The organism is Micromonospora hortensis (genome assembly GCF_022230935.1).
GTDB lineage: Bacteria > Actinomycetota > Actinomycetes > Mycobacteriales > Micromonosporaceae > Micromonospora > Micromonospora hortensis.
Map to the genome: position 1 here is coordinate 1 of NZ_JAKKFE010000037.1, position 19186 is coordinate 19186.

A 19186-nucleotide genomic window follows, 5' to 3' on the forward strand; every position below is an offset into this window, starting at 1 on the left:
CGCGGGGCGCGGGGCGCGAGGGCGCGGGTGAGTGCCCGGCGCCGTGGGGCGGGGCGCGGGTCAGGGCAGGTTGAAGAGGGTGGCGGCGCTGGTCCAGCAGACCGCCCGTAGCCAGTCGTCGCCCAGGTCCAGTCGGGCCAGCCCGGTCACCTGGTCGGCGTACGGGTACGGGATGTTCGGGAAGTCGCTGCCCAGCAGCACCTTGCCGGCCAGCCCCAACTCGCGTAACCGGGGCAACTCCTCGGCCGGGAAGGGCACGAACTGGTCGAAGAAGGGCGTGAAGGCCATTGTGGTGTCCAGCCGGACCCGCTCGTACGTCTCGGCGAGGGCCAGGAAGGCCCGGTAGTCCGGGGCGCCCATGTGCGCCACCACTGCGGTCAGCCGAGGGTGGCGGGCGAGCAGGGCGGCGAACGGGTCCGGGCCGGTGTTGGCGGTTCCCACCGGGGCGTGCCCGGCGTGCACCACCACCGGCACATTCGCGTCGGACAGCATCCCCCACACCGGGTCCAGCGCCGGATCGGTCGGCGCGAAACCGCCGACCTGTAGGTGCAACTTGAACACCCGTGCGCCTTCGGCGAGGGCCGCCTCGACGTACCCGGGGGCGTCCGGCTCGGGGTAGAACGTGGCCGAGGCCAGGCACCCGGGGGTGTCGCGGGCGAAGTCCAGCGTCCAGCGGTTGAGTTCCGCCGCCATGCCCGGTCGGTGCGCGTACGCCAGGGCACTGAACGCCAGCACCCCGAGCCGGCGCAGGTGCGCGACCCGGTCGGCGTCGCTCCACCGGTAGCGGATCGGCCACTCGGTGCCGACCAGTGGCCCGGCGGCGTCGAAGTAGGCCCACACCCGACGCAGCAGGCGCGGCGGCAGGAAGTGCACGTGCACGTCGGCGAGGCCGGGCAGCCCCAGGGCGCGGCAGAACTCCGGTACGCGGTCGTCCTCAGCCGGCGGGATCGCCGACGCCGGATCGGTCATATGTCGATGTCGAAACGGCTCAGCACCGAGGGCGCGATCAGGCCGACGGTGGCGAGCGCGGAGACGACCGTCAGCGCGATGCGCATCCCGACCACTTCGGCCTTGCTGCCGACGCGTAGGGCGATGCTGTTCGGCAGGCCGATCATCATCCACATGCGCCGCTTGATGGGGATCGGCCAGAGGATCGGCACGCCCGCTCTGGTGATCATGTCGCCGAGGATGTGCACGAAGCAGCCCACGCCCAGCGCGGTGCCGATCAGCGGATAGCCGCGTCCGCCCGGCAGGTTGGCGAAGGTGAACCAGGCCGCCCCGGCCGACGCGAGAGTGATGATCACCCACCCGGCCCGCTCGGCCCACTCGTCGAACAGCCCGCGCAGCGCCAGGCCGAACATGAAGAACAGGATGGTGATGACCGCCCACTTGCCGTACGCGGCGCAGAGCGCCGTGGTGCCCCAGCCGACCAGCAGTGTGAACGGCAGCGTGTGGGTCAGCGTCCGGTGCCCGTTGCTGCGTCGTGGGTCCCTGCTGAGCTTGGTGGCGTAGTAGACCCCGAGAGAGATCTTCTCCATCACCTCGGCGGCGAAGAGCGAGAAGACTCCGAAGGTGCGGGCCACGGTGGCCCCACCCTGGTTCTTGGTCACCTTGCCCGACATGTCGAGGTCGGGAAAGAGCGCGCCGCCGGCGCACACAGCGGTGCCCACCGCCAACGCGAGCGGCGACTGGTGGTAGTCGGCGAACTGCTCCAGTGCCCAGGAGCCAGCCAGCCACACCGCCGCGCCGGACAGCGCGTGTTGCGGTCCCATCATCTCGGCTCACCCTCCCCAGGGATCTTGAGCGCCCAAAACTACGCCACTGTAGTCAGCGTCGGCGCCGCAGGGGCATCACCCGGGAAGTCCACATCGGACTGTGTTACTGGGTGGGGGTGAAGCTCTGCCGGATCATCGGCAAGTATGCCGCGTTGACCTGCCAGTCGAACTCTTCTGTCAACCACGAGACGGTGTAGGAGCGGTCGGCCGAGGTGTTGGCCAACAGCCGGAAGCTGTGCACCGGAACGCCGACGGCGTTCTGCCAGCCGCACTCCCACACAGCGCCACCCTCGAAGATGTCCATGGCGGAGATGTCCACCTTGCGATAGTCCGGCAGAGCGGCACTCGCTGTCAGCCGAGCCTCCTCGGCCTTCCAGTGCGCCACCGGATCCGGGCGGGCCGGCCCCACCTCGACGCTGAGCACCCGGGACCCGCCGGATTTCCGGAAGCAGGTCACCGAGCCCTCGGTCCAGCGCGCCCACCCGACCGGCGCGGCGATCCGGAACCCGGTCGGGTCGTCGTACCAGGTCCAGCCCTCGCGCAGCCCGTACTTCACGTCGGGTGGCGGTGACACCGCCACCACCGGGGTCGCCGACGGTGGCGGGGACGACGTGCAGGCGAACGCCGCCGGACGGGAGGTCGGGGCGCCACCGCCAGCGCCGGACGGTGGGGTCCGGTCGTCGTGCCGGTTGACAAGCGCCAGCGCGACGCCACCCGCGGCGAGCACAGCGGTGGTCACGCAGCCCAGGGCGATCAGGCGCCCTCGCCGGCCAGGTGGGCGCCGAGGGCGCGGGCTCCGGGTTGGCGTGGCCGGCTCGCCCGACGGGGCCACCGGTGCGACCGGGTGCGGCGCGATGGCCCGCCCGGCGCTGCGGATCGCCGCGACCGCCGACGAGCGGACCGACCCGGCGGGCTCCTCGTCGCTTGCCGCGGCGCTGCGCAACAGCGGCTCCGCCTCGGCTGCCGTCAACCGCCGCCAGGGGTCGCGCTGCAACAGGCCGAGGATGGCGGGACGCATCGGGCCTGCTCGACGCATCGGATCCGGTGGTTCGGTGGCCAGCGCGCTGAGCGTCGCCATCGCGCTCGACCGTGCGTACGGTGACTGGCCCTCGACCGTCGCGTAGAGCGTCGCGCCCAGCGACCACATGTCGGTGCGGGCGTCGGAGACCCCTTCGCGGGCCCGTTCGGGGGCGACGAACTGCGGCGAGCCGAGCACCGTGCCGGGCCCGGTCATCACACCCTCACCGCCATCGAAGGTGGCAAGCCCGAAGTCGGTGAGCACCACCCGTCCGTCGTCGGCCACCAGCACGTTGTGCGGCTTCACGTCGCGGTGCAGCACCCCGGCGGCGTGCGCGGCCCGCAACGCGGCAAGTACCGCCAGCCCGATCCGGGCGGTGCGCTGTGGGCTCAGCGGCCCCTCGGCGCTGATGATCTGCTGCACCGACCGCGACGGCACGTACTCCATCACGATCCAGGGGCTCTCCCGGTCGTGGACCACGTCGTAGAGGCGGACCACGTTGGGATGGTTGAGCCGGGCGGCGGTGCGTGCCTCACGCAGGGTTCGGAGCCGCAACTCCTCACGCTCGGTCTCGGCCAGCCAGGACGGCGGCACGACTTCCTTCACCGCCACGTCGCGATGCAACATCTCGTCGCGAGCAAGCCACACCCGGCCCATCCCGCCGGTGCCGACCAGGTCGAGCAGCCGGTACCGACCCGCGATCAGCAACTGATGCACGGTCGCTCCCCCTCGGTCACCCCGGGATCCACGATAGCCACCAATGCCGGCTTTCTCATCCACTGAGCGGCCTCGATCCACGACGGACGGTGGTCCCGATCATGGCCATACGGTGCAGGTCAGCGGGGTGGTCGGAAACTCTTTCGCACCAGTTCCCAGTCGGCGGCGGCCCCGGCCCAGTCCTCGTCCCGGGTGATCCAACCCAACGTCCAGCGATCGGCGCCGAGGACCTGTTGTCGGGCGTGCAGCCACGTGTTGTGCGGCGTCTGCCAGCGCAGCTCCCACTCGGCTCCGCCTTCACCCGCGGCGAGCCGGATCTCGTCGTACCCCGGCAGGGAGCCTTTCCCGGCCGCCGCGTCGCGGGCGGTCCGCAGGAGTTCCAGGGGATCGGCGGCGCCGCCTTCGGCGACGCTGAAGGCCCGGCCGGTCGCCGGGTCCTGGAAGCACGCCACAGTGCCGTCGCGGGAGGTCAGCCACGTCGCCGGTACGGAGACCCGGAAGCCGGCGGTGTCGGCGTGCCAGACCCAGCCGGGCGGCGGCCGGAGTTCTTCGCCCGGGCTCGGCGTGCCGGCCCGCACCGGTGAACCGCCGACGTCCGGGCGGACACAGGCGAGCGGGGGCGGCGGGACGTTGCGCCCATTCGGCGGAGGGCCGGGCGGCGGGCCCGGGCCGAACGGCCCTTCGTCCGGGGGACGGTTCGGCGGCGGGGTGGACCAGCCGGTGGGGTTGCTGGGCTTGTCGCCGGCGAGGGTCAGCGCGGTGCCGACGCCGGCCACGACGGCCACCAGCAGCGCCACGGCGACCACCGCCACCCGACGCGCGGTACGCCCGGCGGCCGCCGGATGTGGGGCCGGCGTGGGGGAGGCGCCACCGGGTGCGGCCGGGTCGGGCAGCGGAACTGTGGGGTCCTGGTCGTCGGGGTCGTCCCCCGTGGCGGGCTGGCCAACCAGCCCCGGCCGGTCGGCCGAGGGGCGGTCGGTCGCCGGCGGCGGGTCGGCGCGGCCGGTCGCGGCCGTCTTGAGCAACCGACGGGCCGTCTCGTGGTCGAGGCGCTCGTGTGGGTCGCGGCGCAGCAACCCGTCCAGCACCGGTGCGAGCGTCCCGGCGTGCGGGGCGGGGTCCGGCGGGCCGGCGGCAAGCGCGCTGAGGGTGGCCATCGCGGTGCTGCGGGCGTACGGGGACTGACCCTCCACTGCGGCGTGCAGGGTCGCCCCGAGCGACCACAGATCGGCGGCCACCGTGGACACCCCCTCGGCGGCCCGCTCGGGGGCCACGTACTGCGGGGAGCCGAAGACCATGCCGGGGCGGGTCATCGCGCCGTCGCCACCGTCGAAGGTGGCGAGCCCGAAGTCGGTGAGCATCACCCGCCCGTCGTGCGCCACGAGCACGTTCTGCGGTTTGATGTCGCGGTGCAGCACCCCGGCGGTGTGCGCGGCCTGCAACGCGTCGAGCACGGCCAGCCCGATCCGGGCCGCGCGGGCCGGCTCCAGCGGCCCCTCGGCGTCCACGACGTCCTGCAGGGTGCGGGACGGGACGTACTCCATGATGATCCATGGGCTGCCCTCGACCGCGACGACGTCGTAGAGCCGGACCACGGCGGGGTGGTTGAGTCGGGCCGCGGCGCGCGCCTCCCGCATGGTGCGTGAGCGCACCTCGGCCCGTTCATGATCGGCCAACCAACTCGGTGGAACGATCTCCTTGACCGCCACCTCGCGGTGCAGCATCTCGTCGCGGGCGCGCCACACCCGACCCATGCCCCCGCGACCCACCAGGTCGAGCAGTCGGTACCGACCGGCGATCAGCACCTGTGCACGCTCCTCCTCAGCCGCTGTCCGGGCTACACCCTAACCAGCGGATCGGAAGTCACCTATCGGTCGTCCGACTCGGCTCAGCAGGCGGCGTGGTCGGCGGCGGCGGCGAGCAGGTTCCCTTCCGGGATGGCGATCCGGGTCCGCCCGCCGCTCAGTCGGGCGGCGGCGCGCCTGGCCTGCACCGGGCCGTGTTCGCGGCGAGCGGTGGCGTAGCTGGCGGCGGTGCGGGCCGCGATGGTGGCCCAGCCGTACCGCTCGCCGACCATCGTGCGGGCTCGGCGGGCCAACCGCCGGGCGAAGACCTCGTCGCCGAGCAGTTGGCCGACCGCGCCGGCGAGCGCGTCCGGGTCGCTGTGCGGGAACGTCACCCCGGTCACGCCGGGTTCGACGATCTCGGCGAGGCCGCCGGTACGGGCCACCGCGAGGGGCGCTCCTGCGGCCGCCGCCTCCAGCGCCACCATGCCGAACGGCTCGTAGAGGCTGGGCACCACTGTCGCGTCCGTGGCGCCGAGCATCGCCGGTAGTTGGGTGGAGTCGAGGAACCCGGTGAACCGGACGGTCGAGCTGAGCGCCAGTCGCCGGGCCTCGGCCTCCAACTCGGCGCGGTACGGGCCGTCGCCGGCGATCACCACGCGTAGCCCCGGGTGTCGTTCGCGCAGCCGGGGTACGGCGTGTACCAGGTGCTGGACGCCCTTCTCGTAGACCAGCCGTCCGGCGTACCCGACCAGCGGGCCGTCCCCGGCGAACCGTGCGCGGGCCGACGCGACAGCTCGGGGGCGGGCCCGCCATGCCCTGTCGTCGACCCCGTTGGGCACCACGTCGACCTGGGCGGCCGGTACGTCGAACAGGGCGGTCACCTGGTCGCGCATGTACCCGGAACAGGTGATCACCCGAATGGACGAGCTGCTGAGCCAGTGCTCGACGCCGTGGATGGTGCGGTTCATCTCCTCCGGCAGCCAGCCCTGGTGCCGCCCGGCCTCGGTGGCGTGCATGGTGGTGACCAGGGGGAGGTCCAGGTGCTCGGCGAGGGTGACGGCCGTGTGGGCGACGAGCCAGTCGTGGGCGTGGATGACGTCGTAGGAGCCGGCCTCGGTGGCGCGTAGGGCGGTGCGGGTGAGGGTGTGGTTGAAGGCCATCGTCCAGGCCAGCAGCGAGTTGGTGGCGAGGGGGAAGGTGACCGGGTCCTCGGGGGCGCGCAGGATGCGCACGCCCTCGGCGTATTCCTCCAGGGGTGCGCCGTCGCTGTGACGGGTGACGACGGTGACCTCGTGGCCGGCGGCGGCGAGGGCGACGGAGAGGGCGTGCACGTGTCGACCGAGACCGCCGACGAGCACCGGCGGGTACTCCCAGGAGAGCATCAGCACCCGCAGCTGTCGGGCGGGGTTGATGTCGATCACGTGGGCATCGAGTGACATGCGGCCCCCTTTGAGTTGTCCCCGGGCGCGCGCCGACCGACACCGAATCGATGTCGCCGTCGCGTCTGGATCGAGGCCAATCCTGCCGGGATCGCGATAACCAGCGGCGACACCACCGTTGCGGTCGTGTAAAGCGCTACTGGCTCTTTCGCCGCACCCGCAGCAGCTCGGCCACCGACCATGCCTGGAACGGGCACCCGGTAGCGGTGTGCGGCGCGAGGCCATCGGCCGTCTCGCTTACCGAGCCTAACCCATATTCCATCAAATGGGCCTCAATGCCGACGAAAACGTCATCGACGGACATCTTTCCCCGGCGTGCGGCGTCCACGTACGGGCCGAGCAACCACGGCCAGACCGTGCCCTGGTGGTAGCCCCCGTCCCGGTCCGCCGGGCCGCCCCGGTGCCGGCCCACGAACTCCGCGGAATCCGGGGCCAGACTGCGCGGCCCGAGCGGGGTGAGCAGCCCGCCCCCGACCCGCCGCAGCGTCGCCTCGTCCAGCTCCATCGGCGCGTACGGCAGCGACCAGGCCAGCAACTGGTTGGGGCGCAACGCGTCGTCGTCGTGCAGGGCGGCGCCACCCAACGGGTACGCCGGCGCGGGCGCGTCCAGCACGTCGTGCAGCCAGCCGGTCGGGGCCGGGAACCGCTCCCGGAACGAGGCCGTGGCCTGCCGGTGGTGTCGCCACAGCTCGTCGGCGTCCTGCCCGGCCAGCTCGGTCAGCTCCGCGAGCCCGGCCAGCCCGTTGATCCACAGCGCGTTGACCTCGACCGGCTTGCCGGTCCGGGGGGTGACCGGCACCCCGTACACCCGGGCGTCCATCCAGGTCAGCGCGGTGCCGGCGGCGCCCTGGGTGAGCAGCCCGTCGGCCGGGTCGACCCGGATCCCGTACCGGGTGCCGGCGGTGTGGGCGTCGATCACGGCGCGCAGCGCTGGCAGCAGCTCGTCGCCGAGGTCGGTGTCGCCGGTGACGGTGACGTGCCGGCTCACCGCGTGCAGGAACCACAGCGTCCCGTCGACGGTGTTGTACTCCACCCGACCGGTGTCGGCCGTGTTGGCGAGCATCCCCTCGGACAGCGTCGCCGCGTACGCCCGCAGCAGCTCCCGACCCTCGTCGACGCGACCCGTGCAGAGGAACAACCCCTCGTACGAGATCATCGTGTCCCGCGACCACGCCCCGAACCACGGGTAGCCGGCCACCACGTCCACCGCCGCCTGGTTGGTGCGCACCACGAACGCGTCGGCGGCCAGCGCCAGTGTGGCGTCCACGTCGTCGGCCGGTTTCGCCGTCGCCACCACCCGCCGGTTACGCCGCCTCGCGGTCGCCACGATCTCCTCCGCCGGCGGCGGCTCCTCGTCGAGTCGACCGGCCCAGGCCCGCACCGACACCGTGTCGCCGGGGCGTTCCAGCTCACCGGAGAAGCGGCCCGCGTACCAGAGGTCCTCGTCGGCGTTGAGGCCACGGTTGGCCTCCTCGCGGTGGTGCACGCCCAGCCACCACTGCCCCTCGGGCGCCCAGCCCGGGCCGGCGAGCCGGTACGCGCCCTCGACCACAGCGCCGTCGGCCACCGCCTCGACCTGCGGGATCGGGCCGTCGGCCCGCCGTTCGCCGTGCGCGTCCCGCCAGGTGCAGGCGGCCGACAGCTCCAGCCGGACCGGACCACCGGCGACCAGCCGGTGCACCACGGCGACGCAGGAGCGGCCGGGCAGCATGGCCAGCTCCCGTTCGATCACGACCGCGCCGATCCGCCACCGCCACCGGGGTAGCCCGTCGACCAGGTCGAAGCGTTCCAACAGCTCGAAGCCGCGCGGGTCCACGTCGCCGGAGGCCCACTCGTGCGCGCCGAGGCGCACCCGCGCGCCGGACGGCAGGGTGACCGCCGGATCGAGGCTGACCAGTCCCACCTGGCGGGACGCCGGCGTTTCGCCGGGAACCACCAACAGACCGTGGTAGCGACGTGTCCGCAGCCCGCCGACAGTGCCCATCGCGTAGCCGCCGAGGCCGTCGGGGACCAGCCACTCCCGGCTGGCCGCGCTGGTCAGGTCGCCGCAGATCTGCGGGCCGAAGTGAATGTCGATCAACTTTCCTCCACCGGCGGCGGGGTGTAACACGCCACGACGAGAATGGCCGCTGTGGTCAAGTACCGCGGCGACGTCAAAGATGTGCACGTGATCACTGACCGATCGTCCTCCGACGCCTCGCCACCCGACGCTGAGCGGCTCCGGCTCGCCCAGGCCGACTCGGGGGAGCAGGACTGGCGTGCATGGGGTCCCTATCTGTCCGAACGGGCGTGGGGGACGGTACGTGAGGACTACAGCGAGCACGGTACGGCCTGGGACTACTTCCCGCATGACCACGCGCGGTCCAGAGCCTACCGGTGGAACGAAGACGGGATGGCCGGCGTCTGCGACGAACGACAGACCTTCGCGTTCGCCCTGGCCCTCTGGAACGGCAAGGACCCGATCCTCAAGGAGCGGATGTTCGGCCTCGGCGGCGACGGCGGCAACCACGGCGAGGACGTCAAGGAGTACTGGTGGTACGAGGACTCCACACCCACCCACTCCTGGATGCGCTGGCGCTACCACTACCCGCAGGCAGCCTTCCCGTACGACGAACTCGTCGCGGTGAACGCGTTGCGCGGCCGCGACGACACCGAGTACGAGCTGGTGGACACCGGGATCTTCGACGACGACAGGTACTGGGCGGTGACAGTCGACTACGCCAAGGCGTCCCCGACCGACCTCTGCATGGTGGTGACCGTCGCCAACCGGGGCGACCAGGCGGCCACCCTGCACGTCCTGCCCACCCTGTGGTTCCGTAACACCTGGTCCTGGGGCCTGCCCGGCGGCGACCGGATCCCCCGGCTGACCGGCCAGGGCACCCGACTCGTCGGCGAGCACCGGGTGCTCGGCCAACTGCTGCTGGAGGGCGACGGCGGCCCGGTGCCGCTGCTCTGCGACAACGACACCAACGCCGAACGGCTGTGGGGCCTGCCCGGCCGCTCCCCGTACCCGAAGGACGGCATCAACGACCACGTCGTCAACGGCGCGGCCACCGTCAACCCGGCCCGGGAGGGCACCAAGGGCGCGCTGCACTACGTGCTCGACGTGCCCGCCGGCGAGCAGCGCCAGATCCGCTTGCGGCTGACCCGCACCGCGTCGCCGCCGGCCGCCGCGCCGCCGCCCCCGGCCGACCTCAGCGACGGCTTCGAGGCAGTGGTGTGGGCCCGGCGGGCCGAGGCGAACCGGTTCTTCGCCGGCGTGATCCCGCCGGCCGCCACACCCGACGAGGCGCTGGTCGCCCGGCAGGCCATCGCCGGGCTGATGTGGGGCAAGCAGTTCTACCACTTCGACGTCAAACGCTGGCTCGAAGGCGACCCGGGCTCGACCCCGCCGCCGGCCGGACGTCGGCACGGGCGCAACAGCGCCTGGTGGCACATGACCAGCTTCGACGTCATCTCCATGCCCGACCCGTGGGAATACCCCTGGTACGCGGCCTGGGACCTGGCCTTCCACTGCGTGAGCATCGCCCGGGTCGACCCGGGCTTCGCCAAGGAGCAGATCCTGCTCCTGCTCCGCGAGTGGTACCTGCATCCCAACGGGCAGATCCCGGCGTACGAGTGGGCTTTTGGCGACGTGAACCCGCCGGTGCACGCGTGGGCCGCGCTGAAGGTGTTCGAGATCGACGGCGGCCGGGACTACGAGTTCCTGGCCCGGGTGATGCACAAGCTGCTGCTCAACTTCACCTGGTGGGTCAACCGCAAGGACACCGGCGGCAACAACGTCTTCGAGGGCGGCTTTCTCGGGCTGGACAACGTCGGGCCGTTCGACCGCTCGGCGGCGCTGCCGGTCGCCGGTGTGCTGGAACAGTCCGACGGCACCGGCTGGATGGGCATGTACGCGCTCAACCTGCTGGACATGGCGATCGTGCTCGCCGAACACGACCGGACCTGGGTGGACACCGCCACCAAGTTCTTCGAGCACTTCGCCTACATCGCCGCAGCCGCGTACGAGCAGGGGTTGTGGGACGAGGAGGACGCCTTCTTCTACGACGTGCTGCGCCTCGCCGACGGCACGAAGGTGCCACTGAAGGTCCGCTCCGTCGTCGGGCTGCTGCCGTTGGCCGCCACCACCCGGCTCACCGCCCGGACCCTGCACCACCTACCGGAGTTGGGCGCTCGGCTGCGCTGGTTCCTGACCAACCGCCCGGAGTACGCCCAGGTGATCGGCACCCGGCGACTCGGCCCCGACGGCCGGCAGCAGCGGCTGCTGTCCATGGTCGGCCCGGAGCAGGTGGTCCGCCTGCTCGCCCGGATGCTCGACCCCGACGAGTTCCTCTCCGACTTCGGCCTCCGTACGCTGTCGCGCGCGCACCTGGACAAGCCGTTCTCGGTCACCCTCGGCGGGCAGGAGTTCTCCGTCGGCTACGAGCCGGCCGAGTCGACCAGCGGGCTGTTCGGCGGCAACTCGAACTGGCGGGGTCCGATCTGGATGCCGACGAACTTCCTGCTGATCAGCGCGCTGCGCGACTACGCGGCGTTCTTCGGCGACGACCTCCAGGTGGAGTACCCGACCCGCTCCGGTGTGAAGCACACACTGGACGAGATCGCCGACGACCTCTCCGCCCGGTTGATCTCGCTCTTCACCCAGGACGACTGGGGTCGACGGCCGATCTACGGCGCCGCTCAGATGTTCCAGACCCACCCGGACTGGCGCGACCTGATCGCCTTCCCCGAGTACTTCCACGGCGACAACGGGGCCGGCCTGGGCGCCTGGCACCAGACCGGCTGGACCGCCCTGGTAGCCGACCTGATCCTCACCCTGCGCCGCTGACCCCGCCCCCTCACGCCCTCGCTCGCGGGCGTGCCCGAGCCCGGCCTGTGGCTCAGGCCCGCATGATCGTGCTCGATCCTTGGTGTAGTGGTGTCGCTGGCATCGGGAGGCCACTCGATCCTGGATCGAGCACGATCATGCGGGCGACGGGCGACGGGCGACGGGCGACGGGCGACGGGCGACGGGCGACGGGCGACGGGCGACGGTCAGGTGGTGACTACGCCGAGCTTGATGAGGCTGTCCGCGGTGTCGGTGATGGTCGTCTCCACCGGGCGGGGCCGCCAGCCGAGAACGGTGCGGGCCTTGTCGTTGCTGATCACCGGGACCTGACCACCGAGGACGGCGGCCTCACGCAGCGCCGGCTCGGTCTTCGCGCCCTCCCGGACCTCCTCGTTGTTCAACTCTCGGGCCGGAACCCGGTCGGCCAGGCTCGGCAGGTGCCGCGCGAGCATCTTCGCCATGTCGAGGAAGCTGATCGACTTGCCACTGACCCCGATGAACCGCTCACCGGCGGCGTCCGGGTGCAGCATCGCGCGTAGGTGCAGGTCGACCACGTCCCGGACGTCGACCACCCCGAAGTACATCCGGGGTACGACCGGCGTCGCCCCCTGGAGGAACCCCTGCACCAGGCCGATGGTCGCGGACGTCCGCGTCCCCAGGAGTGGCCCGAAGATGCCGGTCGGGTTGACGACGCTGAGCTCGACCCCACCGTTGTTTCGGACGTCGTCCCAGGCCGCACGTTCGGCGAGCGTCTTCGACCGGTGGTACGCCGGGATGTCGTCGTCGACGTTCGTCCAGTCCGCCTCGCTGTAGCGGCCGTCGGGCCTGACGGTGTAGCCCACCGCCGCGTACGACGAGGTCAGCACCACCCGCCGTACCCCGGCCTCGCGGGCGGCCCGCACGACGCGCAGCGCTCCGTCGCGGGCCGGCCGGACCACCTCGTCGTCGTCAGCGGGCGGGGTGAACGGGAACGGCGACGCGTGGTGCAGCACGTAACGTGCCCCGGCGACCGCCTCGGCCCAGCCCTCGTCGGCGGAGAGGGCCGCGGTGCGGACTTCGACCCGGCCGTCCGGGTTCACGCCCGACTGCCGGATCCGGTCGAGCACCTCGTCGCCCTGGCCCGGCTCGCGGACAGTGACCCGTACCCGGTAGCCCTCGTCGAGCAGTCGGGCGACGGAATGCCCGCCGAGATGGCCGGTCGCACCGGTCACCAGCACCAGGGCACCGTCGGTGGAGCGAAGCTGTAGATCGTTTGGCATGGTGTGTCCCATCGTTGCTCAGAATTTCTCAAGAGCGCGCTTGACGTGTGTGAGCGCGCGGGTCTCCGCAGCGGTGTCGCTTCGGTGTCGGGCATCCCACATGTCCGCCTTGGCGCGCAGGTACGCCTGGCGTACCCGTAGGCGCTCGATCTCGGCGGAGAGCCGGTCGGCGTGCCGGGCGAAGAGGTCGCGCTGTTCGGCGGCGGCCGCCAGGTCGCCCTCGTCGAGCAGCGTCAGGTACCGGCGCATGTCCGCGACGCTCATCCCGGCGGACCGCAGGCAGGCCAGGGCGTCGATCCGCTCGGCGAGTGGGGTGTCGTAACGGCGGTGGCCGCTGCTGTCGTCGCGGGGCACCGCGCCGAGCAGCCCGGCCTTCTCGTAGTAGCGCAGCGTCGGCTCGCTGAAGCCTGACCGCTGGGCCATCTCCTGGATGGTCAGAGGCCCTTCGGCCTGCTCATGGCCTTCCTTCGTCGCTGCCATGGGTGAAGCGTCCCCAACTTCAAGCGCTTCAAGTCAAGGGATGTGGCGCGGAGCACCACTCAGCGGTTCGCCCGTTCGATTCCTCGTCGGACGAGGCCGCTGACGCCGGGCACTGTGATCGCCCGGATGGTCAGATCGCCCATCCAGACGTGGAATCGGCTGGGCGGCGCGTACTGGGCCATTCCCCGGCGGGCGAGTGCCTGTCGTTTGCTGACCTCCGGGCGCAGTCCGGTCTCCCACTCGGCGAGTGCGGCCGGGAGGTCGGCGGCGTGTCGGCGTAGGGCGGCGCCGAGCTGGTCGGCGCCGGCCAGGGCGAGGGCCGCGCCGTGTCCGGCGAAGAGCGTCACGCACCACGCCGCGTCTCCGAGCAGGACGACGCGTCCGCTGCTCCAGCGCGGCATGACCACCTGGCTGACCGCGTCGAAGTAGGCGCTGGCCGGGTCGGCCTCCAGGTGGTCGATCGCGTCGGGCACGCCACCCGACAGATCTCCGAACGCGGCCCGTAGCGCGTCGACCGGCCCGCGACCCAGGTCGGCGGTGGGCTCCGCGCTGCGGTAGGTGAAGAACGCCGATGACCGCTTCGGGCCCAGGTTGACCATCGCCGCGGTGCGTCCGGGGCCGATGTAGGTGGTGGCGGACGACTCGGGCACGCCGGGCACCGGGTGGGGCAGCGGAAAGGCGGCCACGAGGTACGGGAGGTCCACCCGGAAGTCGGGGCCGAACACGGCGGTACGGGTGGCCGAGTGCACCCCGTCGGCGCCGACCAGCAGGTCGGCCTGCTCGACGGTGCCGTCGCTCAACTCGACGCGTACCTGGTCGGTGTCCTGGTCGACGGAGGTGACGGTGGTGCCGAAGCGGATGTCGACTCGGTCCCGCACCGCTTCGTAGAGGCTGGATTCCAGGTCGCCGCGGAACACCGAGAGGGCTCGCTTGCCGAGTGCCGCCTCGGCGATGGCGGACGGCACTGTGAACTTGGGCCGTCCGTCGGCGTGGACCAGCACTGTGGTGAACAGCCCCAGGTCGGCGGCGGACAGCGCGGGGAGCAGGCCGAGGCGTTCGGCGGCGGTGTAGCCCGGCCCGATCAGGTTCACCATGTAGCCGCTGCTGCGCCGGGCCGACGCCCGTTCGGCCACGAGGACCTGCCACCCGTCCTGGTCGAGTCGGAGGGCTGTGGCCAGCCCGGCTATCCCCGCGCCCACGATCACCGCACGTTTCATCCTGCACCTCACCACTGGAATGAGCATCTGCTCAAACCAGTATGAGCGCGTGTTCATACTGGCGCAAACGGCGGCTGCGGAACCGCCTAGACTTCAGCCATGCCGCGCGGAGTCGCCATCCCAGCGCTTCGACAGCAGCTCTTCGCTGCCGTCGAGCGGTTGATCGTGGAAGAGGGGCCGAGCCGGCTCACCGGCCGAGCCGTCACGCGCGAGGCCGGCGTCGCGACCGGCCTGCTCTACGCGCACTTCGCGAACTTCGGCGACTTCCTGACCGGGTTCGCTGTCGACCGCGTCTTCCACATCACCGGCGAGGTGGCCAACCTGCCGGAGCGCGCCGGGTCCGGCACTGTCGCCGACAACCTGCGCCAGGCCGTCCTGGCGACACCGCTGGGCACGCTGACGGCGTTGACCCGGCTCACCGCCTTCCGCCCGGAGTTGACGGCGAACGTCGAAGCAGTCCTGGGCAGCGGGATGTCGGGGCTGCGGGGGGTCGAACGCGCGGTCGCCGACTACCTGGCCGCCGAGCAAAGCCGTGGGCGGGTGCCGGCCGGCGTCGACACCGAGGCACTGGCCCTGGCGGTGGTCAGCGTGCTGCACCACGTCGCGCTGACCGGCCCCACCGACTCGACAGCGGAGCACCGGATCCAGCGGGTGATCGGCGCGCTCACCGACGGTTTCCCCGCCGCCGCACCCTCCTGAGCGCCGCGCGGTGGAGCGGGCTCGCCCATCCAGCGGCACCGCCGAGGCCCGGAAGGACTCACTGATAACCGACGTGGACGATCAGCTTGCCCTCCTTGGGGCGGGCCCCCACGTAGACGGTCGCCGGGTCGAGCAGTGTCGGCGGCAGGCGCAGGCCCTCGGAGAGACCCATCTCGTGTGCCAGGTCCTCCGGAGACTGCCCCGCCGCCGGCACCAGCGTGATCGTCCGCCAGCATCCGCCCGAGGCGCACTCCATGCTCTCGTCGGCGACCGTCGCTCCGGATGGCACCCGCGGCGTCCGTGACTCCGGTGGCAACGCGCCCTCGGTCTTGGACATCTGCAACCACAGGAACGACAGGCACCACAGGCACGACAGCAGGCCCAGCGTGACGGACACGGCCACGAGGGTGCGCCTGGTGCGCCTCCTCGGCGCGGTCCGCGACGTCATCGCGCGAGGATAGCGGGGCACCGTCGGCCAGCCGGAGCGGGAGTGGGCCCGGGTCAGCCGGTGAAGGGCTCGGGTCCGAGGCGACCCCAGGCCACGAACGCGGCCAGCGCGAGATAGGCGAGATTCAGCACCATGAACCTCGCCTCGCCGTAGCGCAGGTGGGTGATCATCGCGCCGACCATCAGCAGAATCCAGCACATCGCGGTCACCGGCACGAGCACCGGTGCGATGTCGAGCACGCCGGGCAGGATGAGGCCGACAGCGGCCAGGAGTTCGAGAACTCCGAGGGTCTTGACGAAGCCGACGCTGGCGTCGCCGGTCCACCCGCCGCCGTTGGCGGCGGACAACCTCTGCTTGGGTACGAATGTCTTGGTGATGCCGCCGGCCAAGGCAATTGTGGCCAACAGGCCGGCCACGATCCACAGTGCCAGGTTCATGATTTGCCTCCGTATCGGTTCGCACAGGAGACACCGCCGGCCGGTGCGCTGTGACAGCTCGTGAAGTGACGAGGAGCACCGACGCCCGGTGTCACAGAAGTCGGGAGGCCGGTGTCTGGTGGGCGACGCGGTCGAGTTCGGCGAGACTGGAGGACGCATGGATGCGGGAGGCGGAATCGTGGGTGAGGACGGCCGGGGGGACGGCGCGGTCGACGCGTTCGTCAACCACCGCAACCTCCTCTTCACCGTCGCGTACGAGATGCTCGGTTCGGCTGCCGACGCGGAGGACGTCCTCCAGGAGACCTGGCTGCGGTGGGCGGACGCGGATCTCACGACGGTGCGGGACCAGCGCGCGTACCTGGTCCGGATCACCACCCGACTGTCGCTCAACCGGCTGCGTGCGGTCGGCCGGCGCAGGGAGTCCTACGTCGGCTCCTGGCTACCCGAGCCGCTGTTGACAGCGCCCGACGTCGCCGACGACGTCGAACTCGCCGAGAGCGTCTCGATGGCGATGCTGCTGGTGCTGGAGACGCTGGCGCCGACCGAGCGGGCGGTGTTCGTCCTCCGTGAGGTCTTCGACATTGGATACGACGAGATCGCCGAGGCGGTCGACAAGAGTTCGGCAGCGGTCCGTCAGATCGCCCACCGTGCGCGGGCGCATGTCGCCGCGCGCCGGCCGCGCGGGATGGTCTCCCCGGCGGACACCCGGCGGGCGTTGGACGCGTTCCGGCTGGCGGTCGAGACCGGCGACGTGCAGGGCCTGCTCGACGTCCTCGCGCCGGATGTCGTGCTCCTCGGCGATGGCGGCGGCATCAAGCAGGCCGTGCTGCGGCCTGTCGCCGGGGCCGACAAGGTGGCCCGCCTACTGTGCAGCACACACGCCAGGGTCGCGACCATGTCGCTGCACCCAGCCCAGGTCAACGGACACCCGGCGCTGGTTCTGCGGCTCGACGGCGCGGTCGACACGGTCCTCGCGCTGCGTATCGACGACGGTCTGATCAGCGGGGTCTACGCCGTGCGGAACCCCGAGAAGTTGTCGCACATGCGAAGCGAAGCGGCCCTCCACCGCTGATCGACCGCTGGGTTCCGCTGACCCTCGCCTTGACGCAGCTCCTAGTACGGGGGCGTGGGCGTCTCCGGCGACCGGTGGCGGGAGCGTCGCGCGTCCGCCGCGGCGACGCCGAGCAGCACCACGGCGGCGACCGCGCCGGCGCTGAGCGGCTGGAGGTGCAGTGCTGCCGGGATCAGCAGGCCGAAGGCCACCAGGCCGGCCAGCCGGGACCGGGAGACCCGACCGAAGACCTGGTATTCGAGCGCCGATCGTCCGGCGAGGAAGAGCACCGGGCCGCCGAAGATGGCGATGAGCCAGGTCGCCGGGAGGTGCCCGAGCGGCTCGGCGATGAACAGCTCGAAGCCGACGCCGGTGAGCACGATCCCCGCGATCATGACCATGTGGGCGAACGCCATGTCGGTAGCGAGTCGGGCGGGGTTACGGGAACGGTCGACGGCGGTGCTCAGCATCCCTCCCGCCACGTGGAAGTAGATCCGCCAGAGCAGGACGGTGCTCGCCAGTGCCAGGACGAACCCACAGGTCTGGTCGGTGTGGAACTCGCTGCCGCTGAAGGCGAGGCCGATGACGAAGATCGCCTCGCCGAGAGCGATGAGGAGGAACTGTTGGTACCGCTCGGCCAGGTGCTCGGCCGCGATCATCTGGACGCCGAGCCGGTGCGCGCCGAGTCGGGGGGTCGGCCAGCCGAGGAACAGCCCGGTGTAGTCGGTCAGTATGGCGAGGGTCCAGAGGGCCCCGCGAAGAGTGCCGTCGTTGACCAGCCCGCCGACGACCCAGAGCGGTGCGCTCAGGCCGAACCAGAACAGGATCCGGATGGACTGTTGGGGGTCCGGCCTGCCGTGCCCGGCGACGTGGAAGAACACCACCCGGCCGATCTGGAGGGTCACCAGGGTGATGGCGAAAAGGGAGGCCCGTGCGCCGAAGCCGTGCGGCACGGCGACGGCCATCGTCATGGCGCCGACCAACGTCATGATGATGACGGTCTGGACAATCGGGGCGTCCGGGTCCAGCCAACTTGTCGACCAGACCGTCACCGACCAGACCGCCCACAGCGCCAGGAACAGCAGCAGAGCCTGGCCGAGGCCCGCGTACACGCCGCGTTGGCCGTCGGTGAAGTCAGCGATCAGCCGCGCGGAGATCCGGGTGAGGGCGAAGACGAAGACCAGGTCGAGGAAGAGCTCCAGGAAGGTGGCCCGCTGACGAGTGACTTCGCTGCGCAACAGTCTGTCGGGGGTGTTCCTCATCGGCTCGTCACGCGCCGGTGCCGCCGAACGATCACGGGCCCCTCCCGTCGCGGTGATCTCCTCGCCTAACGAGCCAGGGGGCGGCTGTGGCACGTGGAGCGAGGCAGCCGGCCCACCACAAGAGTCACCAATCCGTCACCCGACCGCTACGGCAGGTGTACGCCTCTACGCTCGTGGGCGTGCCCGGACCTGCCGAGAAGGCCACCGAACAGGACCGGCGTGACCTCATCGTCACTGTCGCGCGAGAGTTGGCCGAGACGGAGGGCTGGGCGGGTGTGACCACCCGACGGCTCGCCGAACGCACCGAGATCGACATGGGCGACATCTATCGGCACTTCGCCGACCTGGAGGCGCTGATCGCCGCCGTCGCGGTGTGCGCCTTCGCCGATCTGGCCGCCGACCTCGCCGAGGCGCACGCGGAGACCGCCGGGAGCCCCGAGGGGGTCTGGCCGGCGGTCGCGACCGCGTACCTCGACTTCGCGTACACGAATCCTGAGGTCTATGACGCGATGCTCGCGCTGACCCCTGACCTGGCCCTCGGCGTGGATGGTGTGCCGGCCGCGCCGCGGGCGGTCTTCGCCGAGCTGCGGGCGGCCCTGACCCCGCTGGCCGAGGGGCGGGACCCGGACACCCTGGCCGAGGTGGGTTGGAGCCTGCTGCACGGCGTGGTGATGCTCACCCGTGGCGGCCGGCTGCGACCCGAGGGGCAGGAGGACCGCGAAGCGTTGATCGCGCAACGGTTGCTGCGGTGGCCCTGACCAGGCCA

At 71.7% G+C, this 19186-nt stretch carries 16 protein-coding genes; 4 read left to right on the forward strand and 12 right to left on the reverse strand.

The window, feature by feature from the left end; all coding sequences use genetic code 11:
• Positions 1–60 precede the first annotated feature (60 nt).
• The 6 genes from NIE111_RS24360 to NIE111_RS24385 all read right to left on the reverse strand — a co-directional run bounded on the left by NIE111_RS24360 (position 61) and on the right by NIE111_RS24385 (position 8816).
• Positions 61–969, reverse strand: a complete 909-nt coding sequence (locus NIE111_RS24360) for an amidohydrolase family protein (RefSeq protein ID WP_238686668.1) — start codon at positions 967–969, stop codon at positions 61–63.
• Positions 966–1775, reverse strand: a complete 810-nt coding sequence (locus NIE111_RS24365; protein WP_238686669.1) for a metal-dependent hydrolase — start codon at positions 1773–1775, stop codon at positions 966–968. The genes NIE111_RS24360 and NIE111_RS24365 overlap by 4 nt, the downstream gene beginning before the upstream one ends.
• A gap of 103 nt (positions 1776–1878) precedes the next feature.
• Positions 1879–3510 (reverse strand): serine/threonine-protein kinase, encoded by a 1632-nt coding sequence (locus NIE111_RS24370; protein WP_238686670.1) that lies wholly within the window; start codon positions 3508–3510, stop codon positions 1879–1881.
• A gap of 119 nt (positions 3511–3629) precedes the next feature.
• Positions 3630–5315 carry a serine/threonine-protein kinase gene (locus tag NIE111_RS24375; protein WP_308193741.1) on the reverse strand — a complete coding sequence of 562 codons (1686 nt, stop codon included), beginning with the start codon at positions 5313–5315 and terminating at the stop codon, positions 3630–3632.
• 83 nt (positions 5316–5398) lie between these two features.
• Positions 5399–6736, reverse strand: a complete 1338-nt coding sequence (locus tag NIE111_RS24380; RefSeq protein ID WP_238686671.1) for a glycosyltransferase family 4 protein — start codon at positions 6734–6736, stop codon at positions 5399–5401.
• Positions 6737–6872: 136 nt separating this feature from the next.
• Positions 6873–8816 (reverse strand): amylo-alpha-1,6-glucosidase, encoded by a 1944-nt coding sequence (locus NIE111_RS24385; protein ID WP_238686672.1) that lies wholly within the window; start codon positions 8814–8816, stop codon positions 6873–6875.
• Positions 8817–8858: 42 nt separating this feature from the next.
• On the opposite strand from NIE111_RS24385, the gene NIE111_RS24390 reads away from it, so the two are divergent.
• Positions 8859–11567 (forward strand): MGH1-like glycoside hydrolase domain-containing protein, encoded by a 2709-nt coding sequence (locus tag NIE111_RS24390; RefSeq protein ID WP_238686673.1) that lies wholly within the window; start codon positions 8859–8861, stop codon positions 11565–11567.
• Between the two features lie 206 nt (positions 11568–11773).
• On the opposite strand, the gene NIE111_RS24395 is transcribed toward NIE111_RS24390, so the two are convergent.
• From NIE111_RS24395 to NIE111_RS24405, 3 genes are read right to left on the reverse strand one after another with little or no spacing between them, the layout of a single operon-like run.
• On the reverse strand, positions 11774–12826 hold the full coding sequence (locus NIE111_RS24395) for an NAD-dependent epimerase/dehydratase family protein (protein WP_238686674.1): 1053 nt from the start codon (positions 12824–12826) through the stop codon (positions 11774–11776).
• 18 nt (positions 12827–12844) lie between these two features.
• Positions 12845–13306 carry a MerR family transcriptional regulator gene (locus NIE111_RS24400; protein ID WP_238686675.1) on the reverse strand — a complete coding sequence of 154 codons (462 nt, stop codon included), beginning with the start codon at positions 13304–13306 and terminating at the stop codon, positions 12845–12847.
• A gap of 59 nt (positions 13307–13365) precedes the next feature.
• Entirely contained in the window at positions 13366–14523 is a 1158-nt protein-coding gene (locus NIE111_RS24405) for an FAD-dependent oxidoreductase (RefSeq protein ID WP_238686676.1), read from the reverse strand.
• Positions 14524–14622: 99 nt separating this feature from the next.
• Here NIE111_RS24405 and NIE111_RS24410 point away from each other — a divergent pair, with 99 nt between their 5' ends.
• On the forward strand, positions 14623–15222 hold the full coding sequence (locus NIE111_RS24410; protein WP_238686677.1) for a TetR/AcrR family transcriptional regulator: 600 nt from the start codon (positions 14623–14625) through the stop codon (positions 15220–15222).
• Positions 15223–15280: 58 nt separating this feature from the next.
• Here NIE111_RS24410 and NIE111_RS24415 read toward each other — a convergent pair whose 3' ends face one another.
• Complete coding sequence (locus NIE111_RS24415; protein ID WP_238686678.1) at positions 15281–15670, reverse strand: hypothetical protein; 390 nt, start codon at positions 15668–15670, stop codon at positions 15281–15283.
• Positions 15671–15723: 53 nt separating this feature from the next.
• The gene (locus tag NIE111_RS24420) at positions 15724–16107 is read right to left on the reverse strand and encodes a DoxX family protein (RefSeq protein WP_238686679.1); all 384 of its coding nucleotides are present in this window, start codon (positions 16105–16107) and stop codon (positions 15724–15726) included.
• A gap of 259 nt (positions 16108–16366) precedes the next feature.
• Here NIE111_RS24420 and NIE111_RS24425 point away from each other — a divergent pair, with 259 nt between their 5' ends.
• Entirely contained in the window at positions 16367–17179 is an 813-nt protein-coding gene (locus NIE111_RS24425; RefSeq protein ID WP_372488400.1) for an RNA polymerase sigma-70 factor, read from the forward strand.
• A gap of 41 nt (positions 17180–17220) precedes the next feature.
• On the opposite strand, the gene NIE111_RS24430 is transcribed toward NIE111_RS24425, so the two are convergent.
• Positions 17221–18420: a low temperature requirement protein A gene (locus tag NIE111_RS24430; RefSeq protein WP_238686681.1), complete on the reverse strand. Its 1200-nt coding sequence runs from the start codon at positions 18418–18420 to the stop codon at positions 17221–17223.
• Positions 18421–18599: 179 nt separating this feature from the next.
• Here NIE111_RS24430 and NIE111_RS32350 point away from each other — a divergent pair, with 179 nt between their 5' ends.
• Entirely contained in the window at positions 18600–19178 is a 579-nt protein-coding gene (locus NIE111_RS32350) for a TetR/AcrR family transcriptional regulator (protein WP_112602341.1), read from the forward strand.
• Positions 19179–19186 lie beyond the last annotated feature (8 nt).

Coding starts and splice junctions, on each gene's coding strand:
- NIE111_RS24360 (WP_238686668.1), bottom strand. CDS start 969: ATGACCGATCCGGCGTCGGCGATCCCGCCGGCTGAGGACGACCGCGTA.
- NIE111_RS24365 (WP_238686669.1), bottom strand. CDS start 1,775: ATGATGGGACCGCAACACGCGCTGTCCGGCGCGGCGGTGTGGCTGGCT.
- NIE111_RS24380 (WP_238686671.1), bottom strand. CDS start 6,736: ATGTCACTCGATGCCCACGTGATCGACATCAACCCCGCCCGACAGCTG.
- NIE111_RS24390 (WP_238686673.1), top strand. CDS start 8,859: ATGGCCGCTGTGGTCAAGTACCGCGGCGACGTCAAAGATGTGCACGTG.
- NIE111_RS24395 (WP_238686674.1), bottom strand. CDS start 12,826: ATGCCAAACGATCTACAGCTTCGCTCCACCGACGGTGCCCTGGTGCTG.
- NIE111_RS24400 (WP_238686675.1), bottom strand. CDS start 13,306: ATGGCAGCGACGAAGGAAGGCCATGAGCAGGCCGAAGGGCCTCTGACC.
- NIE111_RS24405 (WP_238686676.1), bottom strand. CDS start 14,523: ATGAAACGTGCGGTGATCGTGGGCGCGGGGATAGCCGGGCTGGCCACA.
- NIE111_RS24410 (WP_238686677.1), top strand. CDS start 14,623: ATGCCGCGCGGAGTCGCCATCCCAGCGCTTCGACAGCAGCTCTTCGCT.
- NIE111_RS24415 (WP_238686678.1), bottom strand. CDS start 15,670: ATGACGTCGCGGACCGCGCCGAGGAGGCGCACCAGGCGCACCCTCGTG.
- NIE111_RS24420 (WP_238686679.1), bottom strand. CDS start 16,107: ATGAACCTGGCACTGTGGATCGTGGCCGGCCTGTTGGCCACAATTGCC.
- NIE111_RS24425 (WP_372488400.1), top strand. CDS start 16,367: ATGCTCGGTTCGGCTGCCGACGCGGAGGACGTCCTCCAGGAGACCTGG.
- NIE111_RS24430 (WP_238686681.1), bottom strand. CDS start 18,420: ATGAGGAACACCCCCGACAGACTGTTGCGCAGCGAAGTCACTCGTCAG.